The 16,041-nt window shown below is 35.5% G+C and carries 15 protein-coding genes; 13 read left to right on the top strand and 2 right to left on the bottom strand.

Features of this window, described 5'->3' with window-relative positions; all coding sequences use genetic code 11:
- Positions 1 to 70: 70 nt before the first annotated feature.
- The 5 genes from dnaJ to deoC all read left to right on the top strand — a co-directional run bounded on the left by dnaJ (position 71) and on the right by deoC (position 5,186).
- Complete coding sequence (gene dnaJ / locus ACTQ5K_RS05020) at positions 71 to 1,198, top strand: molecular chaperone DnaJ (RefSeq protein ID WP_031536589.1); 1,128 nt, start codon at positions 71 to 73, stop codon at positions 1,196 to 1,198.
- A gap of 20 nt (positions 1,199 to 1,218) precedes the next feature.
- Positions 1,219 to 2,166 carry a 50S ribosomal protein L11 methyltransferase gene (prmA, locus tag ACTQ5K_RS05015; RefSeq protein WP_031536590.1) on the top strand — a complete coding sequence of 316 codons (948 nt, stop codon included), beginning with the start codon at positions 1,219 to 1,221 and terminating at the stop codon, positions 2,164 to 2,166.
- A gap of 124 nt (positions 2,167 to 2,290) precedes the next feature.
- Positions 2,291 to 3,034, top strand: coding sequence for a 16S rRNA (uracil(1498)-N(3))-methyltransferase (locus ACTQ5K_RS05010; protein WP_031536591.1), 744 nt, complete (start codon positions 2,291 to 2,293; stop codon positions 3,032 to 3,034).
- Between the two features lie 5 nt (positions 3,035 to 3,039).
- Positions 3,040 to 4,392: a tRNA (N(6)-L-threonylcarbamoyladenosine(37)-C(2))-methylthiotransferase MtaB gene (gene mtaB, locus ACTQ5K_RS05005; RefSeq protein ID WP_441130457.1), complete on the top strand. Its 1,353-nt coding sequence runs from the start codon at positions 3,040 to 3,042 to the stop codon at positions 4,390 to 4,392.
- A gap of 128 nt (positions 4,393 to 4,520) precedes the next feature.
- Complete coding sequence (gene deoC / locus ACTQ5K_RS05000; protein ID WP_441130458.1) at positions 4,521 to 5,186, top strand: deoxyribose-phosphate aldolase; 666 nt, start codon at positions 4,521 to 4,523, stop codon at positions 5,184 to 5,186.
- A gap of 80 nt (positions 5,187 to 5,266) precedes the next feature.
- Here deoC and ACTQ5K_RS04995 read toward each other — a convergent pair whose 3' ends face one another.
- Positions 5,267 to 6,052: an AraC family transcriptional regulator gene (locus tag ACTQ5K_RS04995; protein WP_441130460.1), complete on the bottom strand. Its 786-nt coding sequence runs from the start codon at positions 6,050 to 6,052 to the stop codon at positions 5,267 to 5,269.
- Between the two features lie 447 nt (positions 6,053 to 6,499).
- Here ACTQ5K_RS04995 and ACTQ5K_RS04990 point away from each other — a divergent pair, with 447 nt between their 5' ends.
- The gene (locus ACTQ5K_RS04990) at positions 6,500 to 8,260 is read left to right on the top strand and encodes an ABC transporter ATP-binding protein (RefSeq protein ID WP_441130462.1); all 1,761 of its coding nucleotides are present in this window, start codon (positions 6,500 to 6,502) and stop codon (positions 8,258 to 8,260) included.
- The gene (locus ACTQ5K_RS04985; protein ID WP_441130464.1) at positions 8,250 to 10,031 is read left to right on the top strand and encodes an ABC transporter ATP-binding protein; all 1,782 of its coding nucleotides are present in this window, start codon (positions 8,250 to 8,252) and stop codon (positions 10,029 to 10,031) included. The genes ACTQ5K_RS04990 and ACTQ5K_RS04985 overlap by 11 nt, the downstream gene beginning before the upstream one ends.
- A 395-nt stretch (positions 10,032 to 10,426) precedes the next feature.
- Here ACTQ5K_RS04985 and ACTQ5K_RS04980 read toward each other — a convergent pair whose 3' ends face one another.
- The gene (locus ACTQ5K_RS04980) at positions 10,427 to 11,344 is read right to left on the bottom strand and encodes a Na/Pi symporter (RefSeq protein ID WP_441993768.1); all 918 of its coding nucleotides are present in this window, start codon (positions 11,342 to 11,344) and stop codon (positions 10,427 to 10,429) included.
- A gap of 343 nt (positions 11,345 to 11,687) precedes the next feature.
- On the opposite strand from ACTQ5K_RS04980, the gene rpsU reads away from it, so the two are divergent.
- The 6 genes from rpsU (at position 11,688) to yqfC (ending at position 16,031) form a co-directional block, all read left to right on the top strand.
- On the top strand, positions 11,688 to 11,861 hold the full coding sequence (gene rpsU / locus ACTQ5K_RS04975; protein ID WP_003152957.1) for a 30S ribosomal protein S21: 174 nt from the start codon (positions 11,688 to 11,690) through the stop codon (positions 11,859 to 11,861).
- 17 nt (positions 11,862 to 11,878) lie between these two features.
- The gene (locus ACTQ5K_RS04970; RefSeq protein ID WP_235247986.1) at positions 11,879 to 12,322 is read left to right on the top strand and encodes a GatB/YqeY domain-containing protein; all 444 of its coding nucleotides are present in this window, start codon (positions 11,879 to 11,881) and stop codon (positions 12,320 to 12,322) included.
- A gap of 380 nt (positions 12,323 to 12,702) precedes the next feature.
- Positions 12,703 to 14,043, top strand: a complete 1,341-nt coding sequence (locus ACTQ5K_RS04965; RefSeq protein WP_031536600.1) for an NfeD family protein — start codon at positions 12,703 to 12,705, stop codon at positions 14,041 to 14,043.
- On the top strand, positions 14,043 to 15,044 hold the full coding sequence (gene floA, locus ACTQ5K_RS04960; RefSeq protein WP_441993767.1) for a flotillin-like protein FloA: 1,002 nt from the start codon (positions 14,043 to 14,045) through the stop codon (positions 15,042 to 15,044). Before ACTQ5K_RS04965 ends, floA begins: the two co-directional genes overlap by 1 nt.
- A gap of 24 nt (positions 15,045 to 15,068) precedes the next feature.
- Positions 15,069 to 15,521 carry a hypothetical protein gene (locus ACTQ5K_RS04955; protein ID WP_441993766.1) on the top strand — a complete coding sequence of 151 codons (453 nt, stop codon included), beginning with the start codon at positions 15,069 to 15,071 and terminating at the stop codon, positions 15,519 to 15,521.
- A 225-nt stretch (positions 15,522 to 15,746) separates the two neighbouring features.
- A complete protein-coding gene (gene yqfC / locus ACTQ5K_RS04950; protein WP_016202973.1) occupies positions 15,747 to 16,031 on the top strand; it encodes a sporulation protein YqfC in 285 nt (94 codons plus the stop codon).
- Positions 16,032 to 16,041: the final 10 nt, after the last annotated feature.

Genomic DNA, 16,041 nt, shown 5'->3' with positions numbered 1-16,041 from the left:
ATTGTACTTTGGAAATGCAAAATGATACAATAGCATCTATGTGAAAAGAATCGGGGAGTGGTAATCAATTATGGACAAACGAGATTACTATGAAGTCCTTGGAGTTAGCAAAGGAGCTTCTAAGGATGAAATAAAAAAGGCTTATCGAAAGCTTTCAAAAAAGTATCATCCGGATATTAATAAAGAACAAGATGCAGATGAAAAGTTTAAAGAAGTGAAAGAGGCCTATGAAGTACTAAGTGATGACCAAAAACGAGCTCATTATGATCAATTTGGACATACAGATCCTAACCAAGGCTTTGGTGGCGGCTCAGATTTCGGTGGCTTTGGCGGTTTTGAAGATATTTTCAGCACTTTCTTTGGTGGTGGTGGAGGATCCAGAAGAAGAGATCCAAATGCACCGCGTCAAGGAGCTGATTTACAGTATACGATGACCCTTTCGTTTGAAGAAGCGGCATTTGGTAAAGAAACTGAAATTGAAATACCAAGAGAAGAAAATTGTGAAACATGTAATGGAACAGGAGCAAAGCCAGGCACTAAGCCAGTTACATGTAAGCATTGTAGCGGTACAGGTCAACTGAATGTGGAGCAAAACACACCATTCGGTCGTATTGTGAATAGAAGAACATGTAATTACTGTAATGGAACTGGTAAAGAGATTAAACATAAATGTTCTACTTGTGGCGGAACAGGTAAAGTGAAAAAACGCCGCAAAATCAGTGTTAAAATTCCAGCCGGTATTGATGATGGTCAGCAATTAAGAGTCACAGGCCAAGGAGAACCTGGCACAAACGGGGGACCAGCAGGAGATTTATATGTCGTATTCCACATAAGAAGACATGAGTTCTTCGAACGTGATGGAGAAGATGTATATTGTGAAATGCCAATCACGTTTGTTCAGGCTGCGCTTGGAGATGAAGTGGAAGTACCAACCATCCATGGAAAAGTGAAGCTAAAAGTGCCTGCAGGGACACAAACTGGAACGAAATTCCGACTTAAAGGCAAAGGTATTCCGAATGTACGTGGATATGGCCAAGGTGACCAGCATGTTATCATTCGTTTAGTCACACCTACAAAGTTATCAGATAAGCAAAAGCAACTATTACAAGAATTTGCTGATGTATCTGGAGTTTCCCCTCAAGGAGAAGAAGAGGACAGCTTTTTCTCTAAAGTAAAAAAAGCGTTTAAAGGTGAATAATCAAAAAGGAGTTGGTAGAGATGAAATGGTCAGAAATCACAATTCATACGACAAATGAAGCGATTGAACCTATTTCAAATATTTTGCATGAAGCAGGTGCTAGTGGGGTAGTGATTGAAGATCCCTTTGAATTAATTAAAGAAAGAGAAGACCAATTCGGCGAAATCTACCAACTAAATCCTGATGATTATCCTGAAGAAGGCGTCCTAGTTAAAGCATATTTACCAATCAATAGTTTTCTTGGAGAAACAGTAGAGGCAATTAAAGAAAACATCAATAATTTAGTACTATTTAATATTGATATTGGTTTAAACAAAGTTTCCATCATGGAAGTTAATGAAGAAGAATGGGCTACTGCTTGGAAAAAATATTATCATCCTGTAAAAATATCAGAGAAATTTACCATTGTACCAACATGGGAGAATTATACACCTGTTCATACGGATGAATTAATAATTGAATTAGATCCAGGCATGGCTTTCGGTACAGGTACCCACCCAACAACTGTATTATGTATCCAAGCTTTGGAAAGAATAGTTAAAAAAGAGGATATAGTTATTGATGTTGGGACTGGTTCTGGTGTATTAAGCATTGCTGCGGCAATGTTAGGAGCTAAATCTGTGCTTGCCCTAGATTTGGATGAAGTTGCGGTGCGTTCTGCAAAACTAAATATTAAATTAAACAAGGTTCATGAAACGACAACGGTCTGTCAAAATAATTTATTGAGTGGAATAAATGAACAGGCAGATGTGATTGTTGCAAATATATTGGCAGAGGTTATTGTGCGTTTTACAGATGATGTGTACCGTTTACTTCATAAAGACGGCTACTTTATTGCTTCTGGTATAATTCTTCAGAAAAAAGAAGAAGTAAAGGATGCTATTATTGCATCTGGACTAGAAATAATAGAAACGGTTCAAATGGAAGATTGGGTTAGTATTACTGCTCAAAAAAGAATGAGTGAGTAACTATAAACTTATATCTTTTTACGGTTAAAGCTAAAAAAGGGTAAGCGTATAGACTAAAGGAAAAAGGAAGTTTCGTTTTACGATTCTTCCTTATCTATTGGGTAAAGGAAAGTAGGTATTTCGATTGCAGCGTTATTTTGCTAAAAATGAAGAAGATACATTTATTATCCAAGAAGATGATTATCATCATATCGTTCGTGTTATGCGAATGAATATGGAAGATGAAATATACTGTGTAAATGATAATCAACAGGTAGCACGTTGTAAGATAGCAAATATTTCCGAAAACGAAGTGACGGCAAAGGTGGTACAATGGTTAGAAGGAGAAATAGAGCTTCCTGTTTCTGTTTCCATTGTGAGCGGAATGCCAAAAGGGGATAAGCTAGAATGGATTATTCAAAAAGGGACAGAATTAGGTGCTTTTAAGTTTATCCCTTTTATAGCAGCTCGCTCTGTCGTTAAGTGGGATGAGAAAAAAGGTGGGAAAAAGCTTGTTCGCTGGAATAAGATTGCGAAAGAAGCAGCAGAACAATCTCATCGGACGATGATTCCTAAAGTAAATACCCCAATTGATATAAAAGAATTGATTAAACTTTCAGAAGGCTTTCATGTAAAGTTAGTAGCATACGAAGAAAAGGCAAGACAAGGCGAATCGTCTATATTAACGAAGAAACTTAAGTCAATGGCAAAGGGACAATCAATCCTTGCTGTATTTGGACCAGAAGGTGGTCTAACAGAAGCAGAAGTTACGTTATTAAAAGATCATGGTTTTGAATTATGTGGACTTGGTCCAAGAATATTAAGAACAGAGACAGCTCCATTGTATCTGTTGTCTGCTGTATCTTATCATTTTGAATTGATGGAGTGATAAAAATGCCAACAGTTGCTTTTCACACATTAGGATGTAAAGTAAACCATTATGAAACAGAAGCGATCTGGCAGTTGTTTAAACAACAGGGCTATGAACGTGTAGAATATGAAAATATGTCTGATGTATATGTTATTAACACATGTACAGTTACAAATACAGGCGATAAGAAGAGCCGACAAGTTATTCGTCGTGCAGTGCGGAAAAATCCTGACGCAGTTATTTGTGTTACAGGTTGTTATGCACAAACGTCACCAGCAGAAATTATGGCTATTCCTGGTGTTGATATTGTAGTGGGTACACAGGATCGCGTAAAAATGCTAGAGTATATTGCACAGTACAAAGAAGAAAGACAACCAATTAATGCGGTTGGAAATATTATGAAAAACCGCGTATATGAGGAAATGGATGTACCTGCTTTTACAGATAGAACAAGAGCTTCATTAAAAATTCAAGAAGGCTGTAATAATTTTTGTACATTTTGTATTATTCCATGGGCAAGAGGTTTAATGCGTTCTCGGGATCCACAAGATGTCATTAAACAAGCACAACAATTAGTGGATGCAGGCTATAAAGAGATTGTCTTAACAGGGATTCATACAGGTGGATATGGATCAGATATGAAGGATTATAATCTTGCAAACTTACTTCGAGACTTAGAAGCAGAAGTAAAGGGCTTGAAAAGACTACGTATTTCTTCCATTGAAGCTAGTCAAATAACAGATGAAGTTATTGAAGTATTGGATAAATCCAAAATTGTCGTAAACCATCTTCATATTCCTATTCAATCAGGTTCTGACACTGTTTTAAAAAGAATGAGAAGAAAATATACGATGGAATTTTTTGCAGAAAGAATTACAAAATTAAAAGAAGCTCTACCAGGACTTGCTATCACATCTGATGTTATCGTTGGCTTCCCAGGCGAAACAGAAGAAGAGTTTATGGAAACATATAATTTTATAAAAGACCATAAATTTTCTGAATTACATGTGTTCCCATATTCTAAGAGAACTGGAACTCCTGCCGCACGTATGGACAACCAAATTGACGAAGAAGTAAAAAATGAACGTGTTCATCGATTGATTTCTCTTTCTGATCAACTTGCAAAAGAATATGCGTCTAACTATGAAGGGGAAGTAGTAGAAGTCATTCCGGAAGAAGTATACAAAGAGGATAGCAATGGAAAACTCTTTGTTGGCTATACAGATAACTATTTAAAAGTTGTGTTCCCTGCTACAGAAGAAATGATAGGGAAAATTGTTAAAGTAAAAATAATAAAAGCTGGTTATCCTGTAAATGAAGGGCAATTTGTCCGCATATTAGAGGAAATGGAAGATCAGGCTGCGATAGTATCTTAACCATAGCATTTCCTATTTTGTTGATTTACATTTAATATATAATAAGTTACTCAAGCTCTTTTGAATTAGTATTCTAAGGAGCTTGAATATATATTTTTCAAGAGTACATATATCAAAGGAGAATCATAATGAACATTGCTAAAATGATTGATCACACTTTATTGAAAGCTGACGCAACGAAAGAACAAATTGTTACTCTTTGTGAAGAAGCAAAGCAATATACATTTGCTTCCGTTTGTGTTAATCCAACATGGGTGAAAGTTGCTAGTGAATTACTTGATGGAACAGAAGTAAAAGTATGTACAGTGATCGGTTTCCCTTTAGGTGCAACCACTTCTGCAACAAAAGCATTTGAAACAGAGGATGCCATTAAAAATGGTGCTACAGAAGTAGACATGGTTATTAATATTGGTGCATTAAAGGATAAAAATTATGATTTAGTAAAAGAAGATATAAAAGCAGTAGTGGATGCTGCAAAAGGCAAGGCGTTATCAAAAGTTATTATTGAAACAAGCTTATTAACTAATGAGGAAAAAGAGATTGCTTGTAAACTAGCAGTAGAAGCTGGCGCTGATTTTGTTAAAACATCTACTGGTTTCTCCACAGGTGGAGCAACAGTTGAGGACATTGCATTAATGAGAAAAACTGTCGGACCGAGTGTAGGTGTAAAGGCATCTGGAGGGGTACGCAGTAGCGAAGATACAGCGAAAATGATTGAAGCTGGAGCAACTAGAATTGGAGCAAGCTCTGGTGTTGCAATCGTTAATGGTTTAACGAGCACCAGTGATTATTAATATTCCTTTTTTTAAAAAACCTTAGAGAAAACGTAGAATTGTTTTCTCTAAGGTTTTTTTCATTCAAACGGCATGTAATACTAATAATTTTCCAAATAAATTTTTCGATAATTACTCGGAGTTGTATTCATAAGTTTTTCGAAATTACGATTAAAGCTACGAATATTTCGATATCCGACTATATCGGCAATTTCTGTAATTTTGCTATCCGTAGTTTTTAATAATTGAGATGCCAATGTGACACGATGTCCATTAAGAAAATCAACGAACGGAACTTTCAGTATCTTTGTGAAAAATCTAGATAGGTAGGAATAGTCATAGCCAAATTTTTGTGATAAATCTTTTAATGAAAGCTCCTCGGTAAAATGATTTTGGATATAATTCAGTAAATCATGTAATAAATATTCATCTCTTCTTGCTTCCTCTTTAAAGGTTGTTTGATTTAACAATTCAGCACAAATCAAATAAAGGACACCTTTTTTGGCTATCATCGAGCTTTTATTAGTCATTAATATCTCCTTAATCATCTCACTAATACCGGGCTGTAAGCGGAATATAGGTTCGATTAAATCTTTATTTTTGCTTAATTGAAAAAATTGATTAACAAACTCTGGAGAAAAGACATAAATCCAGGCATGGTTTTTATTTTTACTTTGCATACTATGTATTTGATTCGAAAGAACGAAAGCGCTTTCTCCTCTGTGAAGGGTATAGGTTTTATTTTGGATTGTAAGATTCAGTGTCCCTTCATCGACCATTACAAGCTCCATACTTCGATGAAAATGTGGAAGGATATTGGGATTGGTTGCCGAAATACGATCAAAATCTCCATTTTGTCCAAAATAATTAGATTGATAATATAACATTCAATATGCTCCTTTCAAGTCAAATTTTGTCCATAATTATACAATTTAAGTACTAGTTACGTCAATCAGTGATGACTAAAATTAATCTGTAATAAGAAAGGAATCTTTATTTCTTATTGCCCTATAAGTAGTCTTACTATACTAATAATGAGACTGCACATTTTTTATTCAAATGGCGTATGAGGATTTGTTAGCTAACAAAATGGCAAAAAGGAGATGAAAGATAAATAGCCTATGCATAACAATGGACTCAGCAATGCTATAAAAAGATGGGAGAGATGAGAAAGACATGAAAACGAATTCAAGTTTTGTATACCCCCTTATATTTGTTTTGAGAGATATTATTGATTTTACGTAGTGAATTTCGTTTTATACGAATATTAAGATGGTTTTGCAAATATCATTTTTGAAGTAAACAAATTAAAAAAGAAAGAGTGTAGATTCCTATTGAATAATTATCAATGGATTTGGAGTTATGTAAAGAAGAATAAGAAAAAAGTAATTACCGCAACATTGATTTTATTGGCAAATTCCTTTTTTGTAGTGATTATTCCTATATTAAGTGGAAGGCTAATTGATGAAGTCATTGAGAATAATCAAGTACAACTTTTAGTTCCAATTCTGTTAGCGATGGTAGGAGCAACACTTATTAGAACCGTTACCCGTTACATATACCAATTATTATATGAAAAAGTTGGTCAGGATGCACAGTTTGATATCAGGCAAGACATGTATAAGAAGCTTCAAGAGCTTGATTTTGATTTCTTTAATCATAATAGAGTGGGAGATATTATGGCGAGAATGACGGGGGATATGGACGCCATACGTCATTTCGTTTCATGGGTATGCTATAACATAGCCGAATGTGTCGTTTGGTTTGTTGTAGCTATTATCGTAATGATGAATATTGATTGGAAATTAACTTTAGGATTAGTTGCAGTCACGCCAATTATTTTTATTTTTACACAAAAAATGTCCAGGGCAGCACACCCAGTATTTTTAGAAATTAGAGAAAGTTTTTCAAGGCTGAATTCAATGGTAGAAGAAAATATTAGTGGGAACAGAGTAGTCAAAGCATTTTCGCGGGAAGAATACGAAATTGAAAAGTTCAATCATTTCAATAATGATTATCAAAAGCGTAATCTGGATTCTGCCAATGTGTCAAAAAAATACTTACCATGGTTAGATGGCTTTGCAGGTATGCTCGCTGTTATCACATTATTGCTAGGCGGATTATTTGTTATTCAAGGAAGCATGACAATTGGGGATTTAGTTGCTTTTAATGGATTCATGTGGTTATTAAATATGCCAATGCGAATGAGCGGATGGTTAATAAATGATGTACAGCGTTTTAATGCATCTTGTGTAAAAATAAGAAATTTATTAAAAACAGAACCACAGATTAGAGTGGAAGAAAGAAAGCAAACGAAGAAAATTTCCGGCTACGTAACGTTTAAAAATGTCTCCTTTGCGTTTTCTGATGATCCAGAAACGCAAATATTAAAAAATGTGTCCTTTGCAGTCCGACCAGGACAAACGGTTGGAATATTAGGGGAAACAGGGTCAGGTAAATCTACACTAGTTAACTTGATTGCCAGATTCTATGATCCGACTGAAGGGGAAGTATTAATTGATCACGTAAATGCAAAAGAATGGCCTGTACGAAAGCTCCGTGATCAGATTTCCATGGTTATGCAAGATATCTTCTTATTCTCAAATACAATTGAAGAAAACATTTCTTTTGGAAAGCCATTTTTGAATATAGAACAGATACAGCGAGTTGCTGCTATAGCAGATGCTCATAATTTTATCGTCAGAATGCCCGAGGGCTACAATACCATTGTGGGAGAGCGTGGAGTTGGTCTATCAGGCGGACAAAAGCAAAGGATTTCCTTAGCAAGAGCATTAGCAAAAGATCCATCCATCTTAATCTTGGACGATACAACCTCTGCGGTAGATATGGAAACAGAAAGTAAAATCCAAAAGGAATTAAATCAGCTAACCGAAGATAAAACAACCTTCATTATTGCACACCGAATTTCTTCTGTAAGAGATGCGGATTTTATTTTAGTTCTCGACAAAGGGGAAGTGAAAGAGCAGGGTACGCATATGGAGCTTGTAGCGAAAAAAGGGCTGTATTACGATGTTTATAAAAGGCAGCTAGGACTAGTTGAGCAGGAAGAAGGGGGAGCAACCATTGGCCCGTAATAAATTTAATGTTGATGAAGAATTAGAAACCGAATTTAACTGGAGTCACTATAAACGTATCGGTGCATATATTAAACCTTATAAAAAGGCATTGTTTATTACATTGCTGATCATATTAACTGCCAATGTTGCAGGGATGCTCGGTCCATTTTTTACGAAAATAGCAATCGATGAAATTATCCCAGATAAAAATATTCCGCTATTAATTGGACTTAGTATACTATTTTTGTTATCCCTTATCGTTATTGGAATATGTATGCGTTATAGAATTCAATGGATTACACGTATCGGTCAAAATATTTTAAAGGATATGCGTTTGGATATTTTTCAGCATTTGCAAAAGTTACCTTTTTCTTATTTTGATAATCGTCCACATGGAAAAATATTAATAAGAGTAGTTAACTATATTAATACACTTAGTGATTTATTAAGCAACGGATTAATTAATCTAATCTCAGATATTATCAGTGTTATTATTACTTTGATTTTTATGTTTGCGATTGATGCTAAATTAACATTATACAGTTTAGCTCTGCTCCCTATTTTAGGAATATTGGTATGGGTTATTAAAAATATGCAAAGAAAAGCATATCAAGTGTTAAGTAACAAACAATCCAACATGAATGCATATATTCATGAAAGTATTGCAGGGATTAAGATTACACAATCATTTGCAAGAGAAGATGAGAATTATGAAATATTTGATGAAGTGAGCAATGAAACCCGAACCTCTTGGATGAAGGCTGTTTCCATTCAGTTTCTACTCTGGCCAGGTGTACAAAACATCTCTGTGTTGACAACAAGTTTAATTTACTTCGTAGGAATCCGTCAGATTGGGGTGGATGTTAGTACAGGTACACTTGTTGCTTTTATTGGCTATGTAAATAACTTTTGGAATCCAGTAATTAATATGGGGAACTTTTATAATGCGCTTATTACAGCATCTGCTTATTTAGAACGAATTTTTGAAACGTTAGATGTAGAGCCAGATATTAAAGATAATCCTAAAGCCATTCAAATGCCGACTATTAAAGGAAACGTAACATTTGATCATGTATCTTTCCGTTATGAAGAAGGGAAAAACATTCTAAACGATGTCAGTTTCCATATTAATGCGGGAGAAAGCATTGCTTTAGTAGGACCAACTGGTGCAGGAAAGTCAACCATTATAAATTTACTTAGCAGGTTCTATGATGTTAATGAAGGAAGCGTAAAAATTGATGATATCGATGTACGAGATGTCACATTGAAATCACTGCGTTCTCAAATGGGGGTAATGCTTCAAGACACTTTTGTATTTTCAGGAACAATCCTTGATAATATTCGTTATGGAAAATTGGATGCAACAGAAGATGAAATAATCACAGCGTCTAAAATTGTCAGGGCAGATGACTTCATTAAAGATCTAAAGGATGGATATCATACGGTTGTTGAAGAACGAGGCAGTACTTTATCAGCAGGACAAAGACAATTAATATCCTTTGCAAGGGCACTTTTAGCAAATCCCAAAATATTGATCTTAGATGAAGCGACTAGTAGTATTGATACCAAAACTGAGGAGCTTCTACAAGAAGGGATAACGGAATTACTAAAGGGAAGAACTTCTTTTATTATCGCTCATCGATTATCGACCATTAAAAATAGCAGTCAAATATTCTATATAGATGGAGGAAGAATTGCGGAAAAAGGTACCCATGACGAGCTAATGGCTTTAAAAGGATTATATTATCATTTATATCAATCACAATATGATTTACTTAAAGTTATGTGAAAAAGAGACTGGGACATAAGTATTTCGGTCATAGATAAACCCGACCCCCAACCATACAAGCGTTTCGTATGGTTGGGGGTCGGGTTTTTAATCAGTTTATAAAAGGCTGTTTCAGTAAAGTTGGGATAGTAATATCAACAGCCTAAAATACACTTCGCTTTCCAAAGGAGTGCTATCTCCTCGGAAAACATATGAAAATACCCAATTTAAAAGTGGGCTACCAATAATTATGGTTAAATTGCTGTTTCAGTACCCTCCATTAGTTAAGTCAAAATGCCTCGTTCATCGCGCGACGTATCGCAATGGAATGAATTGGTTTCGCCGATTGATTATTTACAGATAGACAATTTAGTTTTGTCTAAGCCTCCTCTATTATCAAGAAAATAAGCAAAACTTCAGCTATGTATACGCATTATTAATTTGCCAAAACGCTCGGCAAAGGGTAGAACAAGTAGGGAAGATAGGACATTAAATAAAAGGCTTGCATGGGCAAGTTGAACATCGATGTCAGCAGTCATATTTTTAACGGTAGCTGCTAATATGTCAATGAAAGGATAGAATAGAATAACTCCTCCTATATTTAGCCAAATATGAGCATATGCACATAGCTTTGAGCTTTTTTCTGTTCCAATTGATGCTAAATAAGAAGTAATACATGTGCCGATATTAGAGCCAAGCATAATGGCTATAGCAATTTCTATTGGAAGCATGCCGGCCTCTAAAAAACCCATCATAATCCCAATTGTTGCTGTGCTTGATTGAATCAAGGCAGTAACGCCAATGCCAACTAAAAGAGCGATAATAGGTTGATCAGCTAATTGAAGAAAAAAAGTGTTTAAAAAGGGATGGTTTTCAATCATCCCTGCAAAATATTTAAATCCACGCATCGTTGTAAATACGGTAGAAATTCCGAATAATATGAATCCAATACTTCTTAACTGGGATTTGTTAATAATCATAAATAGGACACCGATGATAGCAAGCGGAAGTAAATAATCATTGATGTCGAAAGTGATGAATTCAGTTGTTAATGTGGTCCCAATATTGGTTCCTAAAATAATGCCAATGGATTGAGGAAAGGATAAAACTCTGGCGGAAATCAGCCCAATCGTAAGCACCATTACGGCAGCACTGCTTTGGAGTAATGCTGTAATTAATATCGAGATAATTAACCCTTTCCAAGGTTTATCTGTTAATTTTTCGAGCAAGCCTTTAAGAGATTTGGAAGATAAATTAAATAAACCTGTCCGTAAAAGGGTCATCCCAAAAATAAATAATAGGATAAGAACAATAAACAGTATAAGATAAATCATTATATATTTCCTCCTCTATGAAAACTATATGAAGAAAAGGCTGTGGACATGTCATCTGCGGCTAAATAAATGATGGAGAAGGTAGCATAAGTTACTTATATAAGTTCTTGTCATGACATATGTTTATAATGATATATAGAGGGAAAAATAAAGGACGAGAAAGGAATGGAGGGAGAAAAGGGCTGATTATTGTATAAAACACCCTTTTTTACGTTTTTTTTTAAAACAATTTGTCTAACTAGGTCAAATACGGTTGACCTTGTCACTTTGATATATTATAATGTCAAGGTACATGGAAACCATGTTGATGTTAGTGTGTTGTGTTCGGAGGGAGGGAAAGAGAATGTCTAAAACCGTCGTTCGTAAAAACGAATCGCTTGAAGATGCTCTTCGTCGCTTCAAACGTTCAGTATCAAAAACTGGTACTTTGCAGGAAGCTAGAAAGCGCGAATTCTACGAGAAACCAAGTGTGAAACGTAAGAAAAAATCAGAAGCAGCAAGAAAACGTAAGTTCTAAGAGAGGGTGTAGCAAAATTGAGTCTTCTCGAACGTTTAAACAATGATATGAAGCAAGCGATGAAAAACAAAGAAAAAGATAAACTAGTTGTGATTCGAATGATTAAGGCTGCCATTCAGAATGAAAGCATTAAGCTTGGTAGAGATCTTTCTGAAGAAGACGAGTTATCTGTCCTTTCTCGCGAAGTAAAACAACGCAAAGACTCCCTCCATGAGTTTGAGAAAGCAGGTCGTGAAGATCTTGTTGACAAAATACGTGCGGAGTTAAAACATGTTGAAATATATATGCCTGAACAACTTTCAGAAGAGGAACTATCTGAAATTGTGAAACAAGCAATTGATGAAACAGGTGCTTCTTCAAAGAAAGAAATGGGAAAAGTGATGGCTGCTTTAATGCCTAAGGTAAAAGGAAAAGCAGACGGTTCACTAGTAAATAAACTTGTACAACAACACCTTTCATAAATAAGTTTATGTTTTAAAGGCTGCAGACTATGTCTGCAGCCTTTTTACATCTACTTTCCCTGCTCTCAGTAGAATAAGAATCAATTGTAATCTGATGAACATTCTCGGAAGATGGGTGTGTCAAAAGCCCTTAAGGCAAAGTAGTTCATCTAACTCAGTGGAGGACAAAGAAAAAACCCCCTTTTATTTATTTGAACGAAGTGCTTTCTTTTAATGTTGAAGTAATTTTAGAAGATTACTGTTTTATCTTAAACTAAAAAACATATAATGAAGATAGTCTTTAAAAAAATATAAATTAAAATGAAACTTTTTTTAAAATGAAACGTATACATAGCCATAGTGTTTTAAATACTAAAACGTTTGGGGAAGGAGGGAGAATTCTGAGAAGACATAAGAAACGATTATTGCTTTCTCTTCTTTTTATCTTTTTACTATCAATAATACCTAGTGTAATCAGTGCGAATAACGAAGAAGTCGTGTATGTTGTGCCGATTAAAAACACTGTTGAAAAAGGTTTAAGTGAGTTTATAGATCGAGCCATAACGGAAGCTGAAGAAAATCAAGCTAGTGCGATTATTTTTGATATGAATACACCTGGCGGAGATGTTTCGGCTGCTATTGAAATAGGAAAAAGAATTTCTGAAACGGATGTTAAAACCATAACCTATATTAATCAAGATGCTATTTCAGCAGGTTCCTATATTGCATTAAATACCGATAAAATCTATATGGTGGAGGGAAGCAGGATAGGATCGTCTGGCGTTATTGACGGACAAGGAAATGCAGCAGATGAAAAAGCGCAATCTTACTGGATATCCGCAATGAAGGGAGCAGCAGAGAAGAAAGGAAGAGATCCAATTTATGCAATGGCGATGGCTGATAAATCTATAGCCATTCCTGGAATGAAAGAAGAAGGGACCTTTTTAACCTTAACTTCAACAGAAGCAGAAGAGGTAAACTATTCGGATGGTACAGTCGATAATTTAGATAAACTACTTGAAGAACTTGGTTTACAGAATGCGAAGGTAGAAAGAGTAGATGAAAGCTTTGCAGATAAAATTGCAAGATTTGTAACAAATCCAATTATTATTCCTATTTTATTGTCAATTGGGAGTCTAGGGTTAATAATTGAGTTATATTCACCTGGTTTTGGCTTACCCGGAATTGCGGGGCTTTCTGCATTGTTATTATTTTTCTATGGGCATCTAGTTGCAGGCCTTGCTGGATATGAAAGTCTTATTCTCTTTGTTATAGGTATACTCTTGATAATACTGGAATTCTTTGTTGTTGGAGGAATAGCAGGAGCGATAGGGATTATTGCTGTAATTGCAAGTATGTTTCTTGCGAGTGGAGATATTGCAGTAATCGGGATAAGTCTTTTAATCGCAATAGGAGTTTCCATTATTGCGTCTATCTTATTAGTAAAGGTGTTTGGTAGAAAAATGAAATTCTTTAGAAAAATTATATTAACCGACTCAACCAACACGGAAAGTGGGTATGTTTCCAATCAAAATCGCAAGGAATTGATTGGAAAAATAGGTACGACCCTAACTGCATTACGTCCTGCTGGAGTGGTCCTTGTTGACGATGAAAGAATCGATGTAGTAAGTGAGGGAAGTTTTATTGATAAAGAGAAGAAAGTAAAAATTGTAAAAGCAGAAGGTTCAAGAATTGTAGTTAGAGAAATACTACCGATAGATATACTTAAGGAGGATGAGTAATGTTAGTAGGCGGATTTGAAATTTTTTGGATTATTGTAGTAGTATTAGCAATTATTTTGTTAGGGGTGCTATTAACATTTGTGCCTGTAATGCTATGGATTTCTGCTTTAGCAGCAGGAGTGAGAATTAGCATTTTCACGTTAATAGGGATGCGTTTAAGAAGGGTTATTCCTAGTCGAGTTGTTAATCCGTTGATTAAAGCACATAAAGCTGGCTTAAATGTAACGATTAATCAATTAGAAAGCCACTATCTTGCTGGCGGGAATGTAGATAGAGTTGTAAATGCATTAATCGCTGCACATCGAGCGAACATTGAACTATCATTTGAACGATGTGCTGCTATTGATTTGGCAGGACGTGATGTATTAGAAGCTGTTCAAATGAGTGTTAATCCAAAAGTAATTGAAACACCATTTATTGCTGGTGTAGCGATGGATGGTATTGAGGTAAAAGCAAAAGCAAGAATTACAGTTCGTGCTAATATTGAAAGACTAGTAGGGGGAGCTGGTGAAGAAACAATTGTAGCCAGAGTTGGCGAAGGTATTGTTTCTACGATCGGTTCTTCAAGTAATCATAAAAAAGTTCTGGAAAATCCAGATATGATTTCTCAAACTGTTTTATCAAAAGGCCTAGATGCCGGGACTGCCTTTGAAATTCTGTCGATTGATATTGCGGATGTGGATATCGGCAAAAACATCGGAGCTGAATTACAAACAGAGCAAGCAGAAGCAGATAAGAAAATCGCGCAAGCAAAAGCGGAAGAGCGCAGAGCGATGGCTGTTGCCCAAGAACAAGAGATGAAAGCAAAAGTACAAGAAATGCGTGCGAAGGTTGTGGAGGCAGAAGCAGAAGTACCAATGGCTATGTCTGATGCATTGCGTTCAGGAAATATCGGCGTAATGGATTATATGAATTTACAAAATATTACTGCTGATACGGAAATGAGAGGCTCCATTGGCAAATTGTCAGATAATCAAAAAAATAAAGATGATAATGAGTAACTTTAAAAAAGGGAGGGAGAAAATTTGGAATTTATCGGAATAATCATAGCGGTTGCAGCTTTTCTCTTCTCTTCTTTATTTGATAATAGTAAAAAACAGGCTCCTAAGCCAAAAAGTCCACAGATACCTAAGCCTGTAAAGACGGAAAGGAACAGAGAATCAACCGTTCTGAGGGTCCCTGAAAAGGCGAAAAAAGCAGTGGAGAAAGCAGTGGAGAAAGAGAATCCCCTTTCTGAGTTAGAAAGGCTACATCGAGAAAATGCAAGCTTACAGAAGAAGATTAAGATGATGGAAAAGCAAAGGAGTAGAGGGGTTCAATCACCTCTCCCAAAAAAGGAAGACAGTGCTGATGCTGAAGGGCTGTTTACGAAGGATAATGTTATTCAAGCGGTAGTGTTTTCTGAAGTTCTAAGTGCTCCTAGAGCAAGAAACCCGCATAGAGCATCCATGCACCGTAAAGGGAAGAATAGGGTCTAAAAAAATGAAGAGTTATTACCATGCAGTCTTTTTTCTGCGTGGTAATAACTCTTTTTTAGTTTAATAAATAGATGAGATGAAATTATCCTCTAAAAAAGCGTAGAGGTATCTCTGCTTTTCTTAGCATAATGTAAATCTCCCTGAATATGATGATAGTAAGTGTAAGAAAGTGTACCGTCTACCTAGAGAATCTCATAAAAGAGAGGAAAGGGGGGTTCTTTTTTTATGGCTAAAAAGTGGGGACACAACTTGCGGAACTGGATGATTAAAAATTTAGAACTTCCTCAAGATGTCATGATGGACTTACCTAGAATCACAATGATTGGACAAATACATATTTATGTAGAGAACCACCGTGGATTAATAACCTTTTCAGATAAAGAATTGCGTCTGCTTCTAAAACAAGGTCAACTCCTTATTAAAGGAAAAGGATTTGTTATTAAAACAATATTACCAGAAGAAATATTATTAGAAGGAAAAATTGATCAAGTTTTATACATAAATGAATGATTTGGGAGGA

The sequence above is a fragment of the Niallia sp. Sow4_A1 genome (genome assembly GCF_052116745.1).
Taxonomy (GTDB): Bacteria; Bacillota; Bacilli; order Bacillales; family Cytobacillaceae; genus Niallia; species Niallia hominis.
This window is presented reverse-complemented; position numbering and strand designations above follow the sequence as displayed.